Origin of the sequence: Chryseotalea sanaruensis, from assembly GCF_003990915.1 — a bacterium.
Classification (GTDB): domain Bacteria; phylum Bacteroidota; class Bacteroidia; order Cytophagales; family Cyclobacteriaceae; genus Chryseotalea; species Chryseotalea sanaruensis.
Genome location: NZ_BHXQ01000001.1, coordinates 899,042 through 918,839 on the forward strand (window position 1 = coordinate 899,042; position 19,798 = coordinate 918,839).

At 38.3% G+C, this 19,798-nt stretch carries 20 protein-coding genes; 9 read left to right on the forward strand and 11 right to left on the reverse strand.

The genetic code is table 11. From position 1 onward, the window contains the following. Nucleotides 1-112: 112 nt before the first annotated feature. On the reverse strand, nucleotides 113-697 hold the full coding sequence (locus tag SanaruYs_RS03625) for a DUF1287 domain-containing protein (protein ID WP_218022354.1): 585 nt from the start codon (nucleotides 695-697) through the stop codon (nucleotides 113-115). Nucleotides 698-863: 166 nt separating this feature from the next. Between SanaruYs_RS03625 and SanaruYs_RS03630 the strand changes: the two genes are divergently transcribed. Together SanaruYs_RS03630 and SanaruYs_RS03635 are read left to right on the forward strand one after the other, a co-directional pair. Continuing rightward, a complete protein-coding gene (locus SanaruYs_RS03630; RefSeq protein WP_127121131.1) occupies nucleotides 864-1,745 on the forward strand; it encodes a PAS domain S-box protein in 882 nt (293 codons plus the stop codon). A gap of 202 nt (nucleotides 1,746-1,947) precedes the next feature. Next, on the forward strand, nucleotides 1,948-3,042 hold the full coding sequence (locus SanaruYs_RS03635; RefSeq protein WP_127121132.1) for a sensor histidine kinase: 1,095 nt from the start codon (nucleotides 1,948-1,950) through the stop codon (nucleotides 3,040-3,042). A gap of 31 nt (nucleotides 3,043-3,073) precedes the next feature. On the opposite strand, the gene SanaruYs_RS03640 is transcribed toward SanaruYs_RS03635, so the two are convergent. From SanaruYs_RS03640 to SanaruYs_RS03685, 10 genes are all read right to left on the reverse strand, one after another. After that, nucleotides 3,074-3,430, reverse strand: coding sequence for a DUF2200 domain-containing protein (locus SanaruYs_RS03640; protein WP_127121133.1), 357 nt, complete (start codon nucleotides 3,428-3,430; stop codon nucleotides 3,074-3,076). Nucleotides 3,431-3,763: 333 nt separating this feature from the next. Beyond that, entirely contained in the window at nucleotides 3,764-4,834 is a 1,071-nt protein-coding gene (locus SanaruYs_RS03645) for an SMP-30/gluconolactonase/LRE family protein (RefSeq protein WP_218022355.1), read from the reverse strand. 115 nt (nucleotides 4,835-4,949) lie between these two features. After that, nucleotides 4,950-5,522: a Crp/Fnr family transcriptional regulator gene (locus SanaruYs_RS03650; RefSeq protein WP_127121135.1), complete on the reverse strand. Its 573-nt coding sequence runs from the start codon at nucleotides 5,520-5,522 to the stop codon at nucleotides 4,950-4,952. A 51-nt stretch (nucleotides 5,523-5,573) separates the two neighbouring features. Beyond that, a complete protein-coding gene (locus SanaruYs_RS03655) occupies nucleotides 5,574-6,842 on the reverse strand; it encodes a glucose-1-phosphate adenylyltransferase (RefSeq protein ID WP_127121136.1) in 1,269 nt (422 codons plus the stop codon). Continuing rightward, on the reverse strand, nucleotides 6,829-8,046 hold the full coding sequence (gene glgA, locus SanaruYs_RS03660; RefSeq protein WP_127121137.1) for a glycogen synthase: 1,218 nt from the start codon (nucleotides 8,044-8,046) through the stop codon (nucleotides 6,829-6,831). The genes SanaruYs_RS03655 and glgA overlap by 14 nt, the downstream gene beginning before the upstream one ends. 300 nt (nucleotides 8,047-8,346) lie before the next feature. Next, entirely contained in the window at nucleotides 8,347-9,000 is a 654-nt protein-coding gene (locus SanaruYs_RS03665; protein WP_127121138.1) for an XAC2610-related protein, read from the reverse strand. 176 nt (nucleotides 9,001-9,176) lie between these two features. Further along, complete coding sequence (locus SanaruYs_RS03670) at nucleotides 9,177-9,599, reverse strand: hypothetical protein (protein ID WP_127121139.1); 423 nt, start codon at nucleotides 9,597-9,599, stop codon at nucleotides 9,177-9,179. 546 nt (nucleotides 9,600-10,145) lie between these two features. Further along, complete coding sequence (gene rnhB / locus SanaruYs_RS03675; RefSeq protein ID WP_127121140.1) at nucleotides 10,146-10,742, reverse strand: ribonuclease HII; 597 nt, start codon at nucleotides 10,740-10,742, stop codon at nucleotides 10,146-10,148. A gap of 373 nt (nucleotides 10,743-11,115) precedes the next feature. Then, nucleotides 11,116-12,237: a TFIIB-type zinc ribbon-containing protein gene (locus tag SanaruYs_RS03680; RefSeq protein ID WP_127121141.1), complete on the reverse strand. Its 1,122-nt coding sequence runs from the start codon at nucleotides 12,235-12,237 to the stop codon at nucleotides 11,116-11,118. A 120-nt stretch (nucleotides 12,238-12,357) separates the two neighbouring features. Beyond that, nucleotides 12,358-13,467, reverse strand: a complete 1,110-nt coding sequence (locus tag SanaruYs_RS03685; protein WP_127121142.1) for an SPFH domain-containing protein — start codon at nucleotides 13,465-13,467, stop codon at nucleotides 12,358-12,360. 277 nt (nucleotides 13,468-13,744) lie between these two features. Between SanaruYs_RS03685 and SanaruYs_RS03690 the strand changes: the two genes are divergently transcribed. From SanaruYs_RS03690 to SanaruYs_RS03720, 7 genes are all read left to right on the forward strand, one after another. Next, on the forward strand, nucleotides 13,745-14,296 hold the full coding sequence (locus SanaruYs_RS03690) for an NUDIX domain-containing protein (RefSeq protein WP_127121143.1): 552 nt from the start codon (nucleotides 13,745-13,747) through the stop codon (nucleotides 14,294-14,296). A 37-nt stretch (nucleotides 14,297-14,333) separates the two neighbouring features. Further along, nucleotides 14,334-15,674 carry an MATE family efflux transporter gene (locus tag SanaruYs_RS03695; RefSeq protein ID WP_127121144.1) on the forward strand — a complete coding sequence of 447 codons (1,341 nt, stop codon included), beginning with the start codon at nucleotides 14,334-14,336 and terminating at the stop codon, nucleotides 15,672-15,674. Nucleotides 15,675-15,805: 131 nt separating this feature from the next. Then, nucleotides 15,806-16,360, forward strand: a complete 555-nt coding sequence (locus tag SanaruYs_RS03700) for an acyl-CoA thioesterase (RefSeq protein ID WP_127121145.1) — start codon at nucleotides 15,806-15,808, stop codon at nucleotides 16,358-16,360. A 44-nt stretch (nucleotides 16,361-16,404) separates the two neighbouring features. Next, a complete protein-coding gene (locus tag SanaruYs_RS03705; RefSeq protein WP_246011828.1) occupies nucleotides 16,405-17,076 on the forward strand; it encodes a 4Fe-4S dicluster domain-containing protein in 672 nt (223 codons plus the stop codon). Continuing rightward, complete coding sequence (locus SanaruYs_RS03710; RefSeq protein ID WP_127121147.1) at nucleotides 17,073-17,582, forward strand: NADH-quinone oxidoreductase subunit J family protein; 510 nt, start codon at nucleotides 17,073-17,075, stop codon at nucleotides 17,580-17,582. Before SanaruYs_RS03705 ends, SanaruYs_RS03710 begins: the two co-directional genes overlap by 4 nt. Further along, nucleotides 17,582-17,884 carry an NADH-quinone oxidoreductase subunit NuoK gene (gene nuoK / locus SanaruYs_RS03715; protein WP_127121148.1) on the forward strand — a complete coding sequence of 101 codons (303 nt, stop codon included), beginning with the start codon at nucleotides 17,582-17,584 and terminating at the stop codon, nucleotides 17,882-17,884. The genes SanaruYs_RS03710 and nuoK overlap by 1 nt, the downstream gene beginning before the upstream one ends. Then, nucleotides 17,881-19,797 carry an NADH-quinone oxidoreductase subunit 5 family protein gene (locus SanaruYs_RS03720; RefSeq protein ID WP_127121149.1) on the forward strand — a complete coding sequence of 639 codons (1,917 nt, stop codon included), beginning with the start codon at nucleotides 17,881-17,883 and terminating at the stop codon, nucleotides 19,795-19,797. Before nuoK ends, SanaruYs_RS03720 begins: the two co-directional genes overlap by 4 nt. The last annotated feature ends 1 nt before the right edge of the window (nucleotide 19,798 follow it).

Below are 19,798 nucleotides of genomic sequence, written 5' to 3' on the forward strand. Positions count from 1 at the left end.
CTAAGTTTGAAATAACAAAAATTAGCCTCCAAGGCCATCCGTCAGACCGCTCTATTGCGCAGCAAACAGCGGTCAGACGGATCACGGACTAGCAGATTTAATTAAGACTCCCCTATTTCTTATATTGAAAATGCCCAATTATTTTGAAGTTGAACAAACAATCTTCCAGTACTTGACCACTCCCAATATTATGAACAATCAGGTAGCGTTCTCTATCATTTGATTTTATTCCTGATACAATTCCTATGTGAGTCACTGCACCTCCCAGGTTCCAGCAAACAATGTCACCAGGCTGATAGTCTCCAGCCTTATTCGTTATCGTTTTAACCACGCCATGTCTTGTAAAAAATGTCATCAGGTTTGGTACCCGTCTGTGATCAATATTTTTATCGGGTTTAACTAATCCCCAATTTTTTGGATACTTGGCAAAGTTTGCTTTCATATCTTCATGCACTTCTTTTTGTAGGTCAATTCCCAATTTTCTATACGCCCTGATAACAACATCTGTACAAACACCTTTACCTGCAGCAACATCGCCATTGGGATAAGCAATTGTGGTATAGGCAGGATCATAAACAACGCTTTGTTTTGTCAGAACCAGTGCTGAGTCGGCAAGTTGTTTGTAAAAAACTGTTTGCGCATGTGCACAAACAACTATCAATACCAATAAAATTGTGAGAAACTGCTTTATTTTCATGAAATGCATAAGCTTACTATCCTTCAATTTCAGGTTAATTTTAACTTTCTGCAATAACGGTTATTCTGAATAGATATTTTATTTTCATTCTTTATTCAAATATTAGTATAATTGATTCAATCTTTCAGAACCCCAACTCCTACTTTAATCAATATCACGCATCCCCATGAATCAAAATAGCAGTGCCTTTGTCAGGAAGGTTTTATTACGCCAGTCTATCAATTCCGTACGCCTGGTCATCGCTTTATTTACCATTAGTTCAGCTCTTATAAAGCTATTATATAATAATTTTCTACCTAATTTAATTGACATAGATGAATTGCGGTGGATAATTACCGGGTTGGGATGTGTTTTTTTCGCGACTACATTTCTTACTTATAAAAGGGGTTTAGTAGTAGTCTACTTTTCATTTTTCCTTTACCTGCTTACGGTTATTTATCTAATTGCTTTTGTAGTGCTGAATCATTTCGACCCAAATGCAGTGATTATCCTGATACTGGTGATAGGTGTAAGTACTATTGTTATGAACAGTCTGTTTTATTACGCTGTACAATCTTTTGTCATTCTAGGTGCCTCTCTTTTTGCTTACATGACTTATGGCATCAGTGATGAAAACATGATGGCATTAATAAACTTAATAGTGGCACTGGGTGCATTTGGAATTGTTATTAGCGTTCGGCTTAGTCTGATATCAAGCGTACAAAACTCCCATGCTAACCTTGAGAAACTCAACGTATTGTCGATTGTTGCCAACAAGGCTGGTGAAATCGTTTTTATCAGTCCTTCAGTACAACACCTGCTCGGTTATGACCCAAAAGATTTGGTTAAGGATGGCTGGTGGAGTTATATCAACTTGCGCAATGGTTGGATTAACAGAGAATATATATTGAATTACCCGAATATTCTTCCTAAGGAAATTGCCGCTATAGAAACTAAAGTTATCACAAAAGATGGCAGAACTGTTTGGTTGAGCTGGGCTAATTCTCTGCTACCAAATGGAAACTATATGGGACTTGCGCTTGACGTAACCAGATACAAGAACAGTTGAATATTTGAATACTATGGCAAGTCTGGATTGACTATTACTAAGAAAAAAATTTTACTTAGCGCAAAGCTTTTGTGTATATAGAAAATTGTAGAAATAATTCCCCACTACAAATTATTTTTTTGAATTAACTCAGAAATCAACCGCTAATTCTTTGTTTTACATCTCGGAATGATCTTGGCGTAAGATCATTCAAAACCAATTTATGGATAAGGAAGAAGTAATTGAAAAGAAAGAAATAAAAGAGCTTCTTGAACTAAACGAGGAGCTAGAAAATTACTTCCGAAACACCATTATACCACAACTTTTTATTGATGCTAACTTGGTTCTGAGAAAATTCAGCCCTCCTGCCAATATGCATTTTAAATTAACTAAGGAAGACATAGGGAAATCAACACACGATATACCCTCGTTGGCCAATCTGCCGGGACTTATTGATTCAATAAAAGAAGTAATTTCCAGCAATGAGGATATCGAAAAGGAAATACAAACGAATGACAAGCGTTGGTTTCAAATGAATCTTCTACCCTATATTATCAGAAAGCAAAACATCACCAATGGAGCAGTTATTACATTCGTTGATATTACAGAACGCATCGTTGACAAACAAGTTATTGAAAAAATCAATGCCGATCATGAAACCTTTATCTACTCTGTCTCCCACGATTTTCGTGGACCTTTAACTAATTTGGTTTTGTTGATTGACCTTCTAAAAGCAGCAATCAATAAAAAAGATAAAGAAGAGACAAAACTATTATTGGAGACCATGTACAGGTCAGCACAATCAATGGTAACGATTATCAATGAACTTACCGACCTTGCAAAAAACGGAATCGATCCTCAAGACAAGCCAGAAGAAGTCAGCATTGAGCAAATTTTGGAGAGTGTAAAATTTACGTTGAAGAACCAAATCTTTCAATCGCATGCTAAAATTACCACCAACTTCGAGGTTAAAACGCTTCTGTTTTCGCGTAAGAACTTAAGAAGTATAATGTACAACCTTCTTAGCAATGCCATTAAGTTTACTGCAGAAGAAAAAACACCGGAAATTTGTATAAGAACTGACAAACTGGAGGAATACACTTTACTATCTGTAGAAGATAATGGTGTAGGAATTGAGCCTGAGAAACAAAAAGATATTTTTGCAATATTTGAAAGGCTTAAACCACATATTGAAGGTACCGGTGTGGGCCTCTTTATTGTAGATAAGATGGTAAAAAACCAAGGAGGAAGAATAGAAGTAAATAGCAAACTTGGCGAGGGTACCACCTTTACCATTTATTTGAAAAATGAATACTAGCTACCATGAAATCAATAACTACAAGAATATTTTAATTCCTGAGTATCTTCTCCATCTTCTTCCCTTTTGCCAATTCATCAATCAGCTTGTCTAAGTAACGAACCTTTTGCACTAGCTTGTCTTCTATTTCTTCAACGCGGTACCCGCAGATAACTCCTGTAATCTTTGAAACATTAGGATTAAGTTTTGGGGCCTGATCAAAGAAGTTTTCAAAATTGGTCTTAGTATCAATTTGCTTTTGTAGTGTTTTTTTATCGTAGCCGGTCAGCCAATAAATAATGGCATCCACTTCTTCTTTTGTACGACCTTTTTTCTCAGCCTTTGCAATGTAATGCGGATAAACACTTGCAAAAGTCATGATGTAAATTCTTGCGTTATGATTATTCATTTTAGTTAGGCTTAATATTAGAAATCCTTTTAGTCGATCTAAATAAAGAGTAAACGTGGTCCTTACCACTACTGTGCTTTTAATACAGTTTTATAGATCTGAAATTTTGTTGTAAAAAATGCAAATAATTTATGCTATAATCTCTCCAGCTACTCAGAAAACCTCTGAAGTCCTCCAATTCTAAAGTATGTACTCGTTTCATATACTAAGGATCTGTTCTTCAATATTAAGAAATTTAGTGATTAAATTAAACGCTCGTTATTTTCTTGGCCTCTTAGCACTCCTTCACCTAACCCATAACACTTGCCAAAATACTATGTAGATTCCATTTGTCTATTCCAGCTTGTAAGTACTTATATACGAAACTATATCACCGCCAATATAGAGGTTGCCATTAAACTCTTTAACGGCACCAGCCTCCGGAACAAATTTTCCCGTTGTGTCGAAGAGTGCATTGATTACATTTCCTTGCTGTGAAATATTCAAAATCATTCCAAATAACTCTTGCTTCGGTTGAAGAAAATTCGGGAGTGCATAAACAAACTTCTTCATGCCTGGGTTAGGATGAATACGATCAAGGGCATCATTTCTTTTAGTAGAAAATCCTAACCAATATGTCCCATTATCTCTTATTGAAATACCATTGGGGAAGCCCTGAAGATTATCCATAAATACATCTGTATTTCCTTTGCGCTCACCTTTTAACCAGTAGCGTAATATTCGGTATTTTTCTGTCTCTGTCATTAGCAGATGACTTTCATCTGCACTTAACACAACACCATTACCAAAATAAGTTCCATCCAGCAGGGTTTCTACTTTACCTGTAAAAGGGTCATAACAATACAACCCTCCGGCTGTGCGCAATTCTAAGATTAGTTTTCTCCCATACTTTACAGTGTATGCAGACTCATGAGAAGTATTGGAAAAATAAATTTTACCATCAGCACCAATATCCAACCCGTTTGGAATAAGAAAAGGTCGGTCTTTCTCATCCTTACTAGCCAAAACCGTTACAGTCTTATCAGGGCCTATGCTAATCAAGCCTAGCTTGTGGCTCAAGGCAATCAGATTTCCGTTGCTATCAAAATGAAGCCCCGCCACCCAGGCGCTTGAGTTTAGAAAAACATCAACCTTTCCCAATGGATCAATTTTCAAAATACGGCCATCAGTAAAATCGTCTTCTTTACTGTGCACACCACAATACAAATTTCCCTCCTTATCAAAAACAATATCTTCAGGGCCATACCACCCATTAAGCCAAATGCGTTCGGTAGTGCTCAGTTTTTCGTTTAATGAGAGCTTACCTGCAAAAGCAGGTTTCTCTTCAGGCTGCCATGCCAAGGGATTTAAAGCGCAAGATTCGAGCAATAGCATTCCTGCAATACCTAAAATAGACAATGCCATGAATAAGACAATTTTATAACTTTTCATAATCTTCCGTACCGTGTTTATTACAGCACAAGACTATGCCATGTTAATGAAGAATGCATTAACATAGTTTAAGGAATACAACTGTAGCTTACTTTTCTTCCTTTGGATGGCGGATACGACTTAACTGAATAGGTGAAATACCCAGATAGGATGCGACATGGTATTGAGTAATGTGTTGCTCAATACCTGGAAACTCTTTTTGAAATATCTGATAACGTTCTGCGGCATTCAGCAATACAATATCAAGTTCCTTTTTTTCCTTTTCAAGAAAATAGTATTCAGCCATTTTTCTGGAAAGTCTTTCCAGGTCGGGGAAAGCATTATAACGGTTTGTTATTTCGTTATAGTTTATCGTCCAGATTATACAATCAGTCATGGCCTGTTGCGCAATAAGATTAGGACTCCCTTTAAGTAATGAAGTGTATGCGCCAATAACTGTAGGGGCTACAAAAAATTGCTTATTGTATTCTTTTCCTTCACGGTTAGTAAAGTAAGCACGCACAATTCCTGATTCCAAAAAAGCTATTCTAGTAGCTGTTTCATTTGTCTTGGTAAAATGATCGTGCTGTGCTAAGTGTTCCTTCCGAAAAAGTGGTTCGATCTCTTCCCAGGTAGTATCCGATATAGGAGAAACGGCATCAAAAAAAGATTTTAGATTCATTTCAAACAATTCTCCAAATTATTAAACCAGATATAATTCGTAAGCATAACCTTACTTGATTACAAAACCATGCGGTATAGTAACTTCCTTTTTAACCACTACAATGCCTGATGAAACGACAAGCAAATCATTTTCCTGATCGGCAAGATGAGTACCACCAATAATGGTTACATTATCTCCAATTCTACAATTCTTATCCAGAATAGCATTTTCAATATGACAATTCTCACCAATGCCCATTAAAATCTCTCCAGGCTTTTCTGCAATTTCATCCAGTGTTTGGTAGTAATCATTACCCATCATGTAGGTAGCACTCACTGTACTACCCTTCCCTATTCTTGATCGGATACCAATAACAGATCGTTCAATTTTTGCGGCACTAATAATTGAACCATCGGCTATAACTGAGTCGTTAATTAATGTACCTGATATTTTAGAAGTAGGAAGTATTCTGGCGTGTGTATAAATACGTTTTTTATTATCAAACAAATTGAAATTGGGTATTACATCAGTTAAACCCAGGTTGGCTTCGAAGAAGGAGCGTATATTTCCAATGTCTGTCCAATAACCTTCAAACTGGTAACTAAACACTTTGCGCTTTCCAATGGATTGAGGTATGATTTCCTTACCGAAGTCATTAGTGCTCGGATCGTTCATGAGTTCGATCAAAACATCACGGTCAAACACATATATACCCATAGAGGCCAGGTAAATGCGCCCCTCTGCTTTCATGTTATCACTTACTTCCGAATTCCATTTTCGAATTTCATCTATGTTTGGCTTCTCAACAAAACTCGTGATCATACTTTCACCATCAGTCTTCAAAATACCAAAGTCAACGCCATCTTGTGCATTTACAGGAAGTGTAGCAATAGTAATCTTAGCACCACTTTCTTCATGGCGCTGAATCAAATGGTTAAAATCCATTCGATACAATTGATCTCCAGATAGAATTAATACGTACTTAAAATCATGGTGAAGAAAATGATGCATGCTCTGACGTACAGCATCTGCAGTTCCCTGAAACCAATTCTTATTAGAAATGGTTTGTTCGGCAGCCAATAAATCAACAAACGCTTTACTGAACAAACTAAAATTGTAAGTATTTTTAATATGTCGATTGAGTGAGGCTGAATTAAACTGTGTCAGCACAAACATTCTGTTAATATCTGAATTGATACAATTAGATAAAGGAATGTCAACCAAGCGGTATTTCCCTGCAATAGGTACAGCAGGTTTTGAACGTTTTGCAGTTAAAGGGTACAAACGCGACCCCTGGCCACCTCCTAAAATTATCGCTATTACATCATCTTTTATCATGGCTCAAAATTGTTTTATACAATGACTCTGTTTGTTTTGCGATTGCTTTCCAATCAAAATAACTTTCTACTCTAGCGCGGCCATTGGCTCCCATTGTCTTTCTAAGGTTTTCATCGGCCATTAATTTGTTAATACCCGCAGCAAGATCTCGCGAAAATTTATCAGGGTTTGAGGCTTCAAATGGTGCCGTCTTTTCCTGTTCAAGCGGTACCAGTATTCCTGTTTCACCATCAACCACCACTTCTTTAATTCCACCAACACTACTGGCGACTACGGCTGTTTTACAAGCCATGGCTTCAATGTTGATTATGCCAAAGGGTTCGTAAATAGAAGGACAACAAAAAACAGCTGCATGAGAATATAATTGAATTACTTCTTTCTTACTCACCATTTCCGGTATCCAGATTACATTGTTCCTGCTTTGCTGAACTGTTTCAACACTTAGTTTCATTTCGCGGCCAATATCTTCAGTGTCGGGTGCCCCAGCACATAACACAACCTGCGTATCGCTATTGATGTATTTAATGGCATTTACTAGATGGATAATTCCCTTTTGTCGTGTAATGCGTCCTACAAAAAGAACAAAAGGTTTGGTTTTGTTTATTCCAAATTTATCTAATGCAGATGTTTCATTCGTCACGTTGTATTCCTCCAAATCGATCCCATTATAAATAACGCTGATCTTCTTTTCATCTACATTAAAGTACTTCAGCACATCCTGTTTCGTTTCCTGCGAAACAGCAATAACAGCATCAGCCATTTCGATGGCAGTCTTTTCAATCCATGATGATGCATCATAGCCTCTACCCAATTGTTCACGCTTCCATGGCCTGAGCGGCTCTAATGAATGCGTAGTAACAACCAATGGTGTACCGTAGCAAAGCTTTGATAAAATACCTGCAAATTGAGCATACCACGTATGACAATGCACGATATCGGCATTCATCATTCCACCATTCATTTGAATGCAGGTATTCAGTGTTGCAAATATGGGGGCTAACTCAGCCCTTGTATTGGGTTGCGAAAGAGGATCAGCTTTAAATCCAAGAACTTGCAACTGTTCAGTTTGTTGATGCTGATCGCCAAAACATCGTACCTCAACATGCATCAATTGAGATAACTCGCGTGCCAGATACTCCACATGAACACCGGCTCCTCCATACACATTTGGTGGATACTCGCGGGTGCAGAAAAGTACTTTCATGGACAACTTTTTCAAGTAGTAATATATAGATTAAACCCAAATTATGCATAAGGATTTGGCATGTATGTCTATAATATTGAGAAAGGGTAATATTATGAGCGCACATAGTCAGCAAGAAAATGCTGATTATCAAAAGTTAGGGATAATATGTTTGTTTCGCTATGCCAGAGCAGTGAATATTAATACAGATTTAGCTTGCTTTTACAAAGCATAAGAGACAACGATAAAAAGCTGGTTAACGATTTGAAAAATTGTCACTCGGCACGATTATAGCTTGGTTGGAGCTGTAGGTAATTCGCCTCAGTTTTCCTTTTGTAAAGAAATCATTTCAAATTCCATCAGTTTCCATTTTCCTTCCACCATTTTTTTGTGCGTGGTTATTAAAAATTTACCATTTGTTTCCTTATCCAATTCCTGATTATATTCTTCAACTAACTGATATTCTCCGTTAAAAAACTTAAAAATACTAGTCTTTTGAAATGTGTCCGTATTATGCCAATATGTTGTTATTGTTTTATTTACTACATCAAAAGATGGTCTTACATTTATCAAATTTGCTCCATCATTGAATTCACTTTCCCATTTACTAAACAGGCCTGTTTTGATGTCGTAAATATAAAAGTCATATAGAATATCTCTGTATTGTCCATTTCCACTGATAAGAATGAAATCTTCATTGCCATCATAATTGATGTCAATTATTTTCCAAGCTTCGTAATTATTTGGATTTTCGAATTTGGTATCAGGCTTAATTGTCTGAATAATCCGATTTGATGTTGTGTGAATAATTTCAAGCGTATCTATTGTATGAAAACCCTCTTCATCTACCTTTTCAAGGTTCCCGGACAATTTAAAGCGAAATAGTGAATCTTTGGATATATAATTTGTCTGGCCAAACACAAGGGAATGGATTAGAAGCCAAACTCCAATACATATTGTTAATTTAATTTTCACTTAATTATTACTTTATCACCCTAAACCCCCACCCTGCTTCGTATCCTCACGAAACAGTCATTTTTTACTTAAAACGTTTTTCTTCTATAGCTCAAAAAACAATTCTGACTATCCAATGAGCTAACACTTTTATGCATACCGCTGACGAGAGAACGATGATTAAAGTGGTTTGGTTTTTATTCTGTCACCAATTCGATATCCAGAAATCTATCTCTCCAAATTGTTAAAAGTCCTAGCAATGGAACTGCCACACCAATTAACAATCCAGTCATAAAATCTTTAGCACCATTGTCGGGATAGATAAGATTAACCACGCTACAAATCATAACAATTGAAAAAGCTGCAATTGGGAATCTGATATTAGTCTGTTTGTTCGCACTTATTCGAATTTCTTTTATATTGCCATTACTGATGTCAACTTTTACCTTTTTTGAGCTCCCCCACATTGTTTTAGCCTGAATTGTTACCGGGTTGTCAATAGAAATTAATCGTTCTTGTCCATTTGCTATTTCAAAGTGTTCTTGTCCGTCTAAAATTACCTTGTAACTGAAACGTTTGTTAGCCCATTCCTTTAATCTCTTAATTTTCAACTGTGCCATTTTATAATTTTTTTATTTGTTTGTTTTGCTGTTCGCCATGTTAGCGCAGCGCATGGGGAACCACTAATAAAAAGGATTTTTAATCCGTCTCTGCTCTGGTTGGTGTCCTCGCGAACCAGCTTTTGTTTTACCCAAAACGTCTTTCACAAATCTTTCAAAAAACTCCTGCCTAGCCAAGGCCACGGATGAGCTTATGCAATGGCTCACACACAACATCCGCGACAGCAGGATTAGTAGTCCATTCTCAAAGTAGTACTTGTAAGATTGTGAAAATCCAACGGTACTAACCGTCATCAGAGTTAAAGCGATAAGGCACTTTTTCATATCTGTTAGAGTTAATTTTTGCCAAATGTCTTTGTTATTTGCTTACCTCCAACCGAACCCAGCCTTGGTTCTTGTCCTCACGTACCAAATTTTCCTTTATCCAAAACCTCTTTCACAAACATCTCAAAAAACTGATGACTAGCCAAAATCACGGATGAACTTACACACTTGCTCCGGCACAATATCCGCGACAGCGTAAACCAGTTCGCTGTATTCACGCACCTAAAACAACTCTCCCTGTATTGGCAATAACTGAAAACTCATGCGGTGATATGGTGTAACCCCTAATTGTTCAATACCTGTACGATGTTCTTTTGTAGGGTAGCCAACGTTACGTTCCCAGGCATAGCCGGGAAACTGATGAGCCAATTTCTCCATTAAATCATCGCGGTAATTTTTTGCCAACACAGAGGCTGCAGCAATGGAGAGAAATTTGCCATCGCCTTTAATGATACAATGATGACTTATTTTTTTATATGGCGTAAAACGATTGCCGTCAATCAACAACAATTCAGGTCTTATTTCCAATTGATCCAAAGCCTGATGCATGGCCTTAAAGGAAGCTTTCAAAATATTAATCTGGTCAATTTCCTGCGGACTTACTTCTGCAATAGCCCAGGCGAGTGCCTCACTTTTAATGATGGCATCTAATTCTTTACGTTTTAGGGCAGGCAGTTTTTTTGAATCATTCAGCCATTCATGCTGAAAACGTTTAGGAAGAATAACCGCTGCAGCTACTACAGGGCCTGCCAAACAACCACGACCAACCTCATCGCAACCAGCTTCTATTTTATCAGATGTAAAGGAGGATTGTAACAATTGGCGTAATTTGATTACACCACAATGTTACTAAAAATTGGTTGTCCGGCTTAGAATTTGAAATACTATGTGGTTTAGTTAAGCCTTTTTAGTTGCCTCACCTCCAGTCCTCTCCGGGGGAGAGGAAGAATATGGAAGCCTAACTAAACGGCTTAGAACTTCAAATAGGAAACAGTGCCTATGAGCAAGATAATAGCAATGAGTATGAGCTCGGGGGCTACTAATTCCCAATAGACATTGGAATTGAGTGTGCTTTTCATAACTCTTAATTATAATCTAAGATAGCGAAAATATCTGAAAGTAATACCTTAAACAGTTTAGGGGTTTATACCTAATTTTCAGTGTGTTATGCTTAGAATAGCTAATTAATAGTTTATGATTGATTTTGTACAAAGAAGTAGATAAGCGCCAGAATTAATAAGCCTCCCAAAATGGCAAAAGTAATCTTCGCAGCACTGTATGGCCTGTCACCTTGCACCTCCCCTGTTCTTGCATTGATCAGAAATTGGTATAGCTTATTATTAAAACGATAGGCACTAATCCATACCGGCATTAGAATATGTTTGAAGGTTGGATCTTTATAGGTGCTGTTAGTAAAATTAATCATCTGGGTATCTCCTCCTATATCCTGCCGGATGCTTTGGTCAATGATGGGTTCCATCCTTTGCTTGGCTTGTTGGTAGGCTGTTCGTATTTCTACCTGATAAGTTTCTGTTCTGAAGCCACTCAAGTATTTATCGTTGTACACAACCAGGTTTTTAACGTCCCAGGGTTCTAATGCCCGGAGTTTATCTTTTTTGAGAGACGTTGTTGCTTCAATTAAAATGTCATCAAAAATATTGTTTACATGGCCACTGGCTGGATACCACCTTGTTTTTTGTACTTGTCTGGTTCTGTTAACCGATTTACCGTTTTCAACAGTTGTGTAGCTTTCTGTAATATAATAATGCTCACCTCTCTGTCCTGTATAAGAAGTGTCAGTTGTACAATCGAAAGTCCAGTAAGGTAAATACATACCCGACAGTTTACCGGCACGATCTGCATAATGTTTGAGGTCGTTAGGCGCAAACCATAAGCCTTTCAACCATGTACCAAAATTCTGCCTTGCTTTCTTTTCATCGATACCAAAAGGAAGTACATACTGGGGTTTGTGCATACTGGAAGTTGTACCTGACTGGATAACCAAAGGCGAAGCACAAAAGGGACACTTGTCTGAACTTGTTTTAGGATCAAAGGAAGAAACTGCGTGGCAACTATCGCACTTTACAGTTGCTATTTCCATTTGATCTTCCTTCTCAAAATTATTAGCTAGAAAATCTTCGAGTGGAGTCTCCTCTATTTTCCCCACTACATCAGGTTGGACAATTTCATTTTGTGCTCCACAATATTCACAGGCGAGGTGTAATGTGCCCGGCTTAAACTTTAGCAATGCCCCGCAACTCTGGCAGGCCAATTCGAGATTAATAGCCTTTGTGCTTTCTGTAAAATTACTCATGATGCAAAGGGGGAATTATAAATCAGCTAAGGAATTATTATGGTGAAGTTGTTTAGTGCCTCACCTAAATCCTCTCCAAAGGAGAGGATTTATAAGGAAGCTTAACTAAACGATATTGGATTATTGTGGTGGAAGTGGTGGTGGCACTGCGCCAAAGAGAGAAGCGAGTTCTGCTACTTCTCCAGCTTTAATCCAGGCACTCATGCCTTGCTTCCAAATTAATGTATCGCGATTGAAGGTACCTTGTTGAAGCATTTGTTGCAAATTAGCAATACTCAAAGGCCCTTGTTGTTGTCCGTTTACAGCAATAAAATAAGCAGCTGCATTTGGCAAAGGTGGCGGTGCCTGATTACCCGCTTGTGCATTTTGATTTTGCTGATTAAACATCTGTCCCATTTGCTGCGCCATGGCAAAGCCCATACCCATACCCATACCTGAAGCTGCATCGCTACCTGGATTTTTAGCAGCAGCTTCCATTGCATTAGCAGCCTGGAACTGAGCATACTGATTAAGGTTACCCAAAATACCCATGCTACTACGTTTATCCAGTGCTGTTTCCACTTCTGGTGGTAATGAGATATTTTCTACCAAAAATTTAGTTACCTCAATGCCATACTCACCAAATTCCGGATTGATTTTGTTGCTGATAAACTTCGATAACTCATCGTAATTTGCAGCCAAATCCAAAACAGGTATTTTACTTTCAGCTACAGCATCCGTAAAGCGGGTGACGATAAGGTTACGCAATTGCTCAGTAACTTCTTCGGTTGTAAAATGCGCCTGTGTACCGGCTATTTCTCTAATAAATTTGCCTGCATCAACCACTTTAATAGCGTAAGTTCCGAAAGCGCGTAAACGAATAGGACCAAACTCGGCATCGCGTAACATAATGGGATTCTTGGTTCCCCATTTGTTGTCAGTGAAGTTCTTAGTGTTAACAAAATATACTTCAACTTTAAAGGGACTATTAAAACCATATTTCCAGCCCATGAGTGTGGTTAACACAGGCATGTTCTCTGTACTTAGTTTTACCCGGCCTGGTTGGTATACGTCTGCTATCTTGCCTTCATTAACGAAAACTGCCACCTGACTTTCTCTTACCGTCAGCTGTGCACCATTTTTAATTTCATTTTGATGGCGAGGAAAACGCCAAACCATTGTATTGGTACTATCATCGGTCCATTCGATGATGTCTATTAACTCATTCTTAATTCTGTCCCAAAGTCCCATGTTAACTATGATTAAAATTTGAACTACAAATTAATTAATCCTTTCGATTTGTTTTAGGAAAATTAAAATGAATGTCAATTTAAGTGGCCACAGATTACACTGATTTACACAGATTATTGCCAAAAAAATAGAAGGATTAGGATAAGTGCTAAGTGGGTTTTCAAATCTGCGGTTAAGGTATTGAGCATGTAGCCATAAAGGATTCAGCCCAGGAATAAAAGCTAGATGGAATTGCTTAAGTTGCAAGCTTAAATTTTTCAGATTGGAATAGTGATATATGTCAAGTCAAAAATTATCCTGGAAAACCCTATCTACGGAAGTAAAGTATGATAATAATTGGATCACCTTAACTGAACATCAGGTGATTAACCCTTCGGGTGGTGGGGGTATTTATGGAAAGGTTCATTTTAAAAATAAAGCCATTGGCATAGTGGCACTTGATCAGGATAATAACATTTGGCTTGTGGGACAGCATCGCTATACACTAAATGAGTGGAGTTGGGAATTGCCAGAAGGTGGCGGTCCACTGGATCAAGACATTCTTGAATCGGCTAAGCGAGAATTGAGGGAAGAAACAGGCCTAACGGCCAACAAGTGGACTAAGTTGATGCGCTTCCACACCTCAAACTCAATTACCGATGAAGAAGGACATATATTTTTAGCTGAAGAACTTACACAAGGTAAAAATGCATTAGAAGATACAGAAGCCGATTTGCAGGTAAAGAAGGTAAGTTTAATAGAAGCCATAAAAATGATAGCTGATGGCTCTCTTACAGATAGCATGAGCGTTGCAGGTATTTTGTATGTTGCCCGTTTAAAAAATATCTGATCTCGTCAAGGCTTCAACATAGCGCATTCCCTTTAACATGACTCTTAAACAACATCTAAAAGCAAACATTACACTGGCACTACCTGTGATGCTGAGTCAATTGGGGCACGTTACTATGGGTGTGATGGACAATATTATGATTGGCCGAATTGGAGCAACACCATTAGCAGGCGCATCGTTGGCCAATGTTATTTTTAATGTATTGATGTTGTTCGGCATCGGTGTATCCTATGCCATTACACCATTAATTGCAGAAGCAGATGGTAAGCAGGACAAAGAAGCCATTGTTTTAGTTTTCAGACATGGCTTTTTGATTAATGTTTGCCTCAGCTTTATCCTGATTGTAGCGGTCATGTTTGGTAAGAGTTTGCTGTATAAAATTGATCAACCCCAGGATGCAGTTGATCAGGCACTACCCTACTTGAGCATAGTTACTGTTTCTCTTTTACCAATTCTGATCTTTCAATCTTTCAGGCAATTCGCTGATGGTCTCTCTTTAACGTATCTGTCATTGGTTGTGATGATTGCTGCCAATCTGTTAAACATATTTTTAAATTATACTTTCATTTATGGAAACTTTGGCTTTGAAGCTATGGGACTAAAGGGTGCCGGTTACGCCACACTCAATTCCAGATTTTTCATGGCCATTGCTTTAGCTGTTTATGTATTTTATCACAGCAAGCTTAGAATCTATCGCGCCATTTTTGCTTTTGGCAATTATTCTAAAAAAACTTTTAACAACTTACTTCATATTGGTGTTCCGGCCGGTATGCAATTCATTTTTGAAGTGGCAGCATTCGATTTTAGTGCTGTAATGATGGGCTGGCTTGGCACCAATACATTGGCCGCACACCAAATTGCCATTAACCTGGCCACCATCAGCTACATGACTACCAGTGGTTTAGGAGCTGCTGCGGTTATTCGAATCGGTAACTACATTGGTAAAAATGATTATAAAAATGTAAAGGCTTCAGCTTATTCGCTCATAGGTATGGCTTTAGTAATTATGCTGGTATGGGGCTTCATTTTTTACTTAGGACGGTTCTGGTTTCCTGCGCTTTATATAAATAATGCAGATGTAATTGCCATTGCTGCTCCATTACTCATCATTGCTGGTTTCTTCCAATTGTCTGATGGCATGCAGGTAGTGTGTGCTGGCGCTTTACGAGGTTTGCAGGATGTAAAAATACCTTCACTGTATATTTTTATCTCATACTGGATTATTGGTTTGCCCTTGGGATATTACCTGGCTTTTAAAGCTAACATGGGGGCTATTGGTATTTGGTCAGGATTACTCATAGGCCTTACATTAGTTGCACTTGCACTTTTCTTAAGACTCAGGTCATTAATGAACAAAAGGGAACTTGAGGCGGTGTAAGTAAACAATAATTTATTTGAGTTTTCATCACAGACGAATTAAAAATTCTTTGATATGGCTTCCGGATTACAAATCAGGAAGAGGGCATAAGTAAAAGATAGTTGTAACTTCGTCACAGAACCCGCTAAACCATGGAGCCTAAACCCGTACGACTTTCTCAAACCACTATTACAGAATTAATGATTCCCTCTTATGCCAACTTTGGCGGAAAGATTCACGGAGGAATTCTGTTGTCGCTGATGGATAAAGTGGCGTATGCCACTTCCAGCAAGCATGCCGGCACTTATTGCGTAACCGTTTCTGTAGATAAGGTTGAGTTTTTACAGCCAGTTGAAGTTGGAGAATTAGTATCGCTTCATGCCTCTGTTAATTATGTGGGTAGGTCATCTTTAGTGGTTGGAATAAGAGTTGAAGCACAGAATGTAAAAACAGGAATTATTAAGCATACCAACTCTAGTTACTTTACCATGGTGGCAAAAGGGGATGATGACAAACCCACAATGGTACCACCACTACTTTTGGAGCACAACGAAGATGTAAAACGTTTTATTGAAGCCATGCGCATGAAAGAAATAAAGCGTAAAGTGCGTGAAGAAATGGATGATGCCAACTCGGCTATAGATATTGCCCGGGCGCCTCAACTTTTAAAGGATGAGCGTTGTGTTTTAAAAATTTCATTGACCTGATTTGAACCCTTATTTATCAGGCTTGTTTTGTATTTTTGATGCCTGTGGATAGAAACGTAACTTATTGGTCTTCTTTAGCCGATGCTTTCAAATCGCTTTCAGCGGGTTTGAAATTAACGCTTCGCCATCTTTTTAAAGCCACTAAGAGTCAGTCTGTTAAATCCATTAAAGCTGCTGACTATTTTAACGAAAGAGAAGGGATTGCCACCATACAATATCCCCACATACAATTGCCCGTTCCTGATGTAGGTCGTTATAAGCTTCATAATGAGATAGATGACTGCATTGTCTGTGATAAGTGTGCTGTAGTTTGTCCCGTGGATTGTATTACCATTGAGCCCATTAAATCGCCAGAAGTAATTGGAAAGACCTCCGATGGAACTTCTAAACGCATTTATGCAGCCAAGTTTGATATTGATATGGCCAAATGCTGCTTTTGTGGTTTATGCACGACTGTATGCCCCACCGAATGTCTGACCATGACTAAGGAGTATGACTTCAGCGTGTTCGATATTAAAGAACACACATTTGCCTTTGGTGAGATGAGTACTGCCGATATTGATGAAAAGAAAAAAGCCTGGGACGAACATCAAAAACTTAAGGCAACGACTCCTGCAGCACCATTAGCAATAACCACAAGCACTTCTGATACACCAAAACCAGCCAAACCTGTTTTTAAACCTAAGATTAAACCACCCAGTCCTCCTTCGGCATGAGTCTGCTTAACTTCACATTTTATTTCTTTTGTACCATGGTGGCCGGATCAGCTATAACGCTTTTGTTTGTAAAGAACATATTTCATGCTGCCTTAGCATTACTGAGTTGTTTGTTAGGTATAGCAGCACTCTTCATTTTGTGCATGGCTGAATTTTCGGCAGTAGCACAAATTTTATTGTATGCAGGTGGTGTAGTTGTGTTGCTCATTTTCGGAATTATGCTCACCAATAAATCTGGTGCCCAACCTATCGCTATTGGAAATACAGGCATATTCGGTGGCGTTTTAGTGGGCGGGTCTTTGTTTTTCCTGATGCTCTTTTTTGTAAATAAATCAATCTTTATTCTACCGATTCAAAAACCATCAGCTGAAAGCAATACGATAAAAACAATTGGTGTTGAGTTGCTGACTGATTATGTTTTGCCTTTTGAGATTACCGGTATTTTATTGTTAGCGGTATTGGCTGGTGCAGCTACCATTGCAGGCTTTAAACCAAGCAAGAACTAATGCCTATTCAACCATTATACATATTAAGTGCCTTACTCCTATCCATTGGCTTAGTCATTGTGATTGTAAAGCGTAATGCCATTATGGTTTTGATGGGTATCGAGTTGATGCTTAATGCGGCAAACATTAATCTGATCGCCTTCAATCAAAAAACACCACAAACATTAGATGGCCAGGTGTTCTCTTTATTTGTAATGATTATTGCCGTTTGTGAAGCTGCCATTGGTTTGGCGATTATTCTTCAGGTGTATCGTCATTATAAAACATCTGTTCCTGATGAAGTAACTGAATTGAAAGGATGAGCCAGGCATTACTACTCAATTTACTTTTTTTCTTGCTGGGCTTGCCCCTTGTTTCGGCAATGCTTGCTCAATTTATTTCAGAAAAATACCGCTGGCTTAATCCACTCATAGCTGTTTTTCTGCTTTTGCTTACCACCATTACTGGCATTAGCATTTGCGTGGCACAATGGAATGAAGCACCTGTCCTTTTGGAGCATACCTGGTTTAGTTTAGGTAACTATACAATTACAGCCGGCTTCTACATCAACAATGTCACCCTAGTGATGGTGTCGGTTGTCAGTTTTATTTCGCTAATGGTTCACCTTTTTTCCAGTGGCTACATGGCAGGTGATCGATTTGAAAAGAGCTACTATACCATGCTGGGCTTTTTTACTTTCTGCATGTTAGGCTTGGTGCTGGCTAATAATATCTTACTACTATTTATTTTTTGGGAATTGGTGGGTTTTTCATCTTACACGCTTATTGGACATTGGCGTGAAAAAGCCATTGCAGCAAAAGCTGCTGGTAAAGCTTTTGTCATCAATCGCATTGCAGATCTTGGTTTCATCGCGGCTATACTGATTCTGTACACGCAGACCAATAGTTTTAGCTTAACAGAAGTGACACAACTAACGAATGAGTTCTGGAGAAATGCAGCGGCCATCAGTTTGTTAATTGCTGTGATGGGTAAGTCAGCTCAGGTTCCTTTCTTTAACTGGCTGCCTTCTGCCATGGAGGGGCCAACCCCTGTATCAGCTTTAATCCACGCTGCTACCATGGTGGTTGCAGGTATTTTTTTACTAATCAGAATGTTTCCGCTCTTCAGTCCTGAAGCTTTAGATATAGTAGTCATTGTCGGTAGTATAACTGCTTTGTTGGGAGCACTGGCTGCCTTACACCAATACGATATCAAGAAGATTTTAGCCTACTCTACCATTTCTCAATTGGGCTTAATGCTTGCGGCTGTGGGTTCTGGTGCTTATGGTGTGGCTTTGTTGCATCTATTTACGCATGCTTTTTTTAAAGCTGGTTTATTCCTAAGTGCGGGAGCTATTATTCATGTGCTCCATCAGGCACAGCATACTGCACATGTTCATTTCGATGTACAGGATATCAGAAATCTAGGCGGGTTAAAAAAAATGATGCCCATTACCTTAGTTTGCTTTGCAATTTGCAGCGCTGCATTATCTGGTTTCCCTATGTTATCAGGTTTTCAATCTAAAGATGCTATTCTGGTAAGTCTGTTTAACTGGTCGGGCAATTCATGGAGACTTATATTCACTTGGACAGTTGTAGTCTCTTTTGTTTTAACAATTGTTTATAGTGTTCGAATGTTGTGGTACATCTTCTTTGCAACTGCTAAAAAAACAAGCCTGTTGAGGGTAAGCGAAGCTCCCGGGATTTTACGTATACCCATTATTTTACTTTCCTTGTGTTCTTTGTGGTTTGTAGTTTCGGTACATCCTCTTGAATACAATGGCTGGTTACTCAATAGCATACAACCTGCTAAACACTATTTATTCATCACCTGGTTATCCATGATATTGATTCCAACTTTATCTGTAATAGCATGGTGGTGGTATAAAAGCAAGGAATTATCGAGAGTCTATCCTGTTCTAAAGAACGGTTTTTACTTAGACAGGGTATATGATAAAGCTGGAAAGAATACCGTTCTTACTTTAGCATACACAGCAAAGAAGAGTGATCAGGGGATTGATGGTTTCATCCACGTACTTGCCTATGCACAAGTAACTTTTGCGCATCTCCTCGCATGGTTTGATAAATGGATTATTGATGGCGGTGTGAATGGAATAGCCTGGATGGCAAGACAGACAGGAGCTCTGGCGCGTTCTTTTAGTGGAGGTAAAATCCAGACTTATATTTTCTGGACAACCTTTACACTGATAATTTTTCTATTTTGGATTTTGTTTTAAC

What these genes read in the sequence shown, in the direction of transcription:
- SanaruYs_RS03625 (WP_218022354.1), bottom strand. Translation starts at nt 697, where the DNA reads ATGAAAATAAAGCAGTTTCTCACAATTTTATTGGTATTGATAGTTGTT.
- SanaruYs_RS03630 (WP_127121131.1), top strand. Translation starts at nt 864, where the DNA reads ATGAATCAAAATAGCAGTGCCTTTGTCAGGAAGGTTTTATTACGCCAG.
- SanaruYs_RS03635 (WP_127121132.1), top strand. Translation starts at nt 1,948, where the DNA reads ATGGATAAGGAAGAAGTAATTGAAAAGAAAGAAATAAAAGAGCTTCTT.
- SanaruYs_RS03640 (WP_127121133.1), bottom strand. Translation starts at nt 3,430, where the DNA reads ATGAATAATCATAACGCAAGAATTTACATCATGACTTTTGCAAGTGTT.
- SanaruYs_RS03645 (WP_218022355.1), bottom strand. Translation starts at nt 4,834, where the DNA reads ATGGCATTGTCTATTTTAGGTATTGCAGGAATGCTATTGCTCGAATCT.
- SanaruYs_RS03650 (WP_127121135.1), bottom strand. Translation starts at nt 5,522, where the DNA reads ATGAATCTAAAATCTTTTTTTGATGCCGTTTCTCCTATATCGGATACT.
- SanaruYs_RS03655 (WP_127121136.1), bottom strand. Translation starts at nt 6,842, where the DNA reads ATGATAAAAGATGATGTAATAGCGATAATTTTAGGAGGTGGCCAGGGG.
- glgA (WP_127121137.1), bottom strand. Translation starts at nt 8,046, where the DNA reads ATGAAAGTACTTTTCTGCACCCGCGAGTATCCACCAAATGTGTATGGA.
- SanaruYs_RS03670 (WP_127121139.1), bottom strand. Translation starts at nt 9,599, where the DNA reads ATGGCACAGTTGAAAATTAAGAGATTAAAGGAATGGGCTAACAAACGT.
- SanaruYs_RS03680 (WP_127121141.1), bottom strand. Translation starts at nt 12,237, where the DNA reads ATGAGTAATTTTACAGAAAGCACAAAGGCTATTAATCTCGAATTGGCC.
- SanaruYs_RS03685 (WP_127121142.1), bottom strand. Translation starts at nt 13,467, where the DNA reads ATGGGACTTTGGGACAGAATTAAGAATGAGTTAATAGACATCATCGAA.
- SanaruYs_RS03690 (WP_127121143.1), top strand. Translation starts at nt 13,745, where the DNA reads ATGTCAAGTCAAAAATTATCCTGGAAAACCCTATCTACGGAAGTAAAG.
- SanaruYs_RS03695 (WP_127121144.1), top strand. Translation starts at nt 14,334, where the DNA reads ATGACTCTTAAACAACATCTAAAAGCAAACATTACACTGGCACTACCT.
- SanaruYs_RS03700 (WP_127121145.1), top strand. Translation starts at nt 15,806, where the DNA reads ATGGAGCCTAAACCCGTACGACTTTCTCAAACCACTATTACAGAATTA.
- SanaruYs_RS03710 (WP_127121147.1), top strand. Translation starts at nt 17,073, where the DNA reads ATGAGTCTGCTTAACTTCACATTTTATTTCTTTTGTACCATGGTGGCC.
- nuoK (WP_127121148.1), top strand. Translation starts at nt 17,582, where the DNA reads ATGCCTATTCAACCATTATACATATTAAGTGCCTTACTCCTATCCATT.
- SanaruYs_RS03720 (WP_127121149.1), top strand. Translation starts at nt 17,881, where the DNA reads ATGAGCCAGGCATTACTACTCAATTTACTTTTTTTCTTGCTGGGCTTG.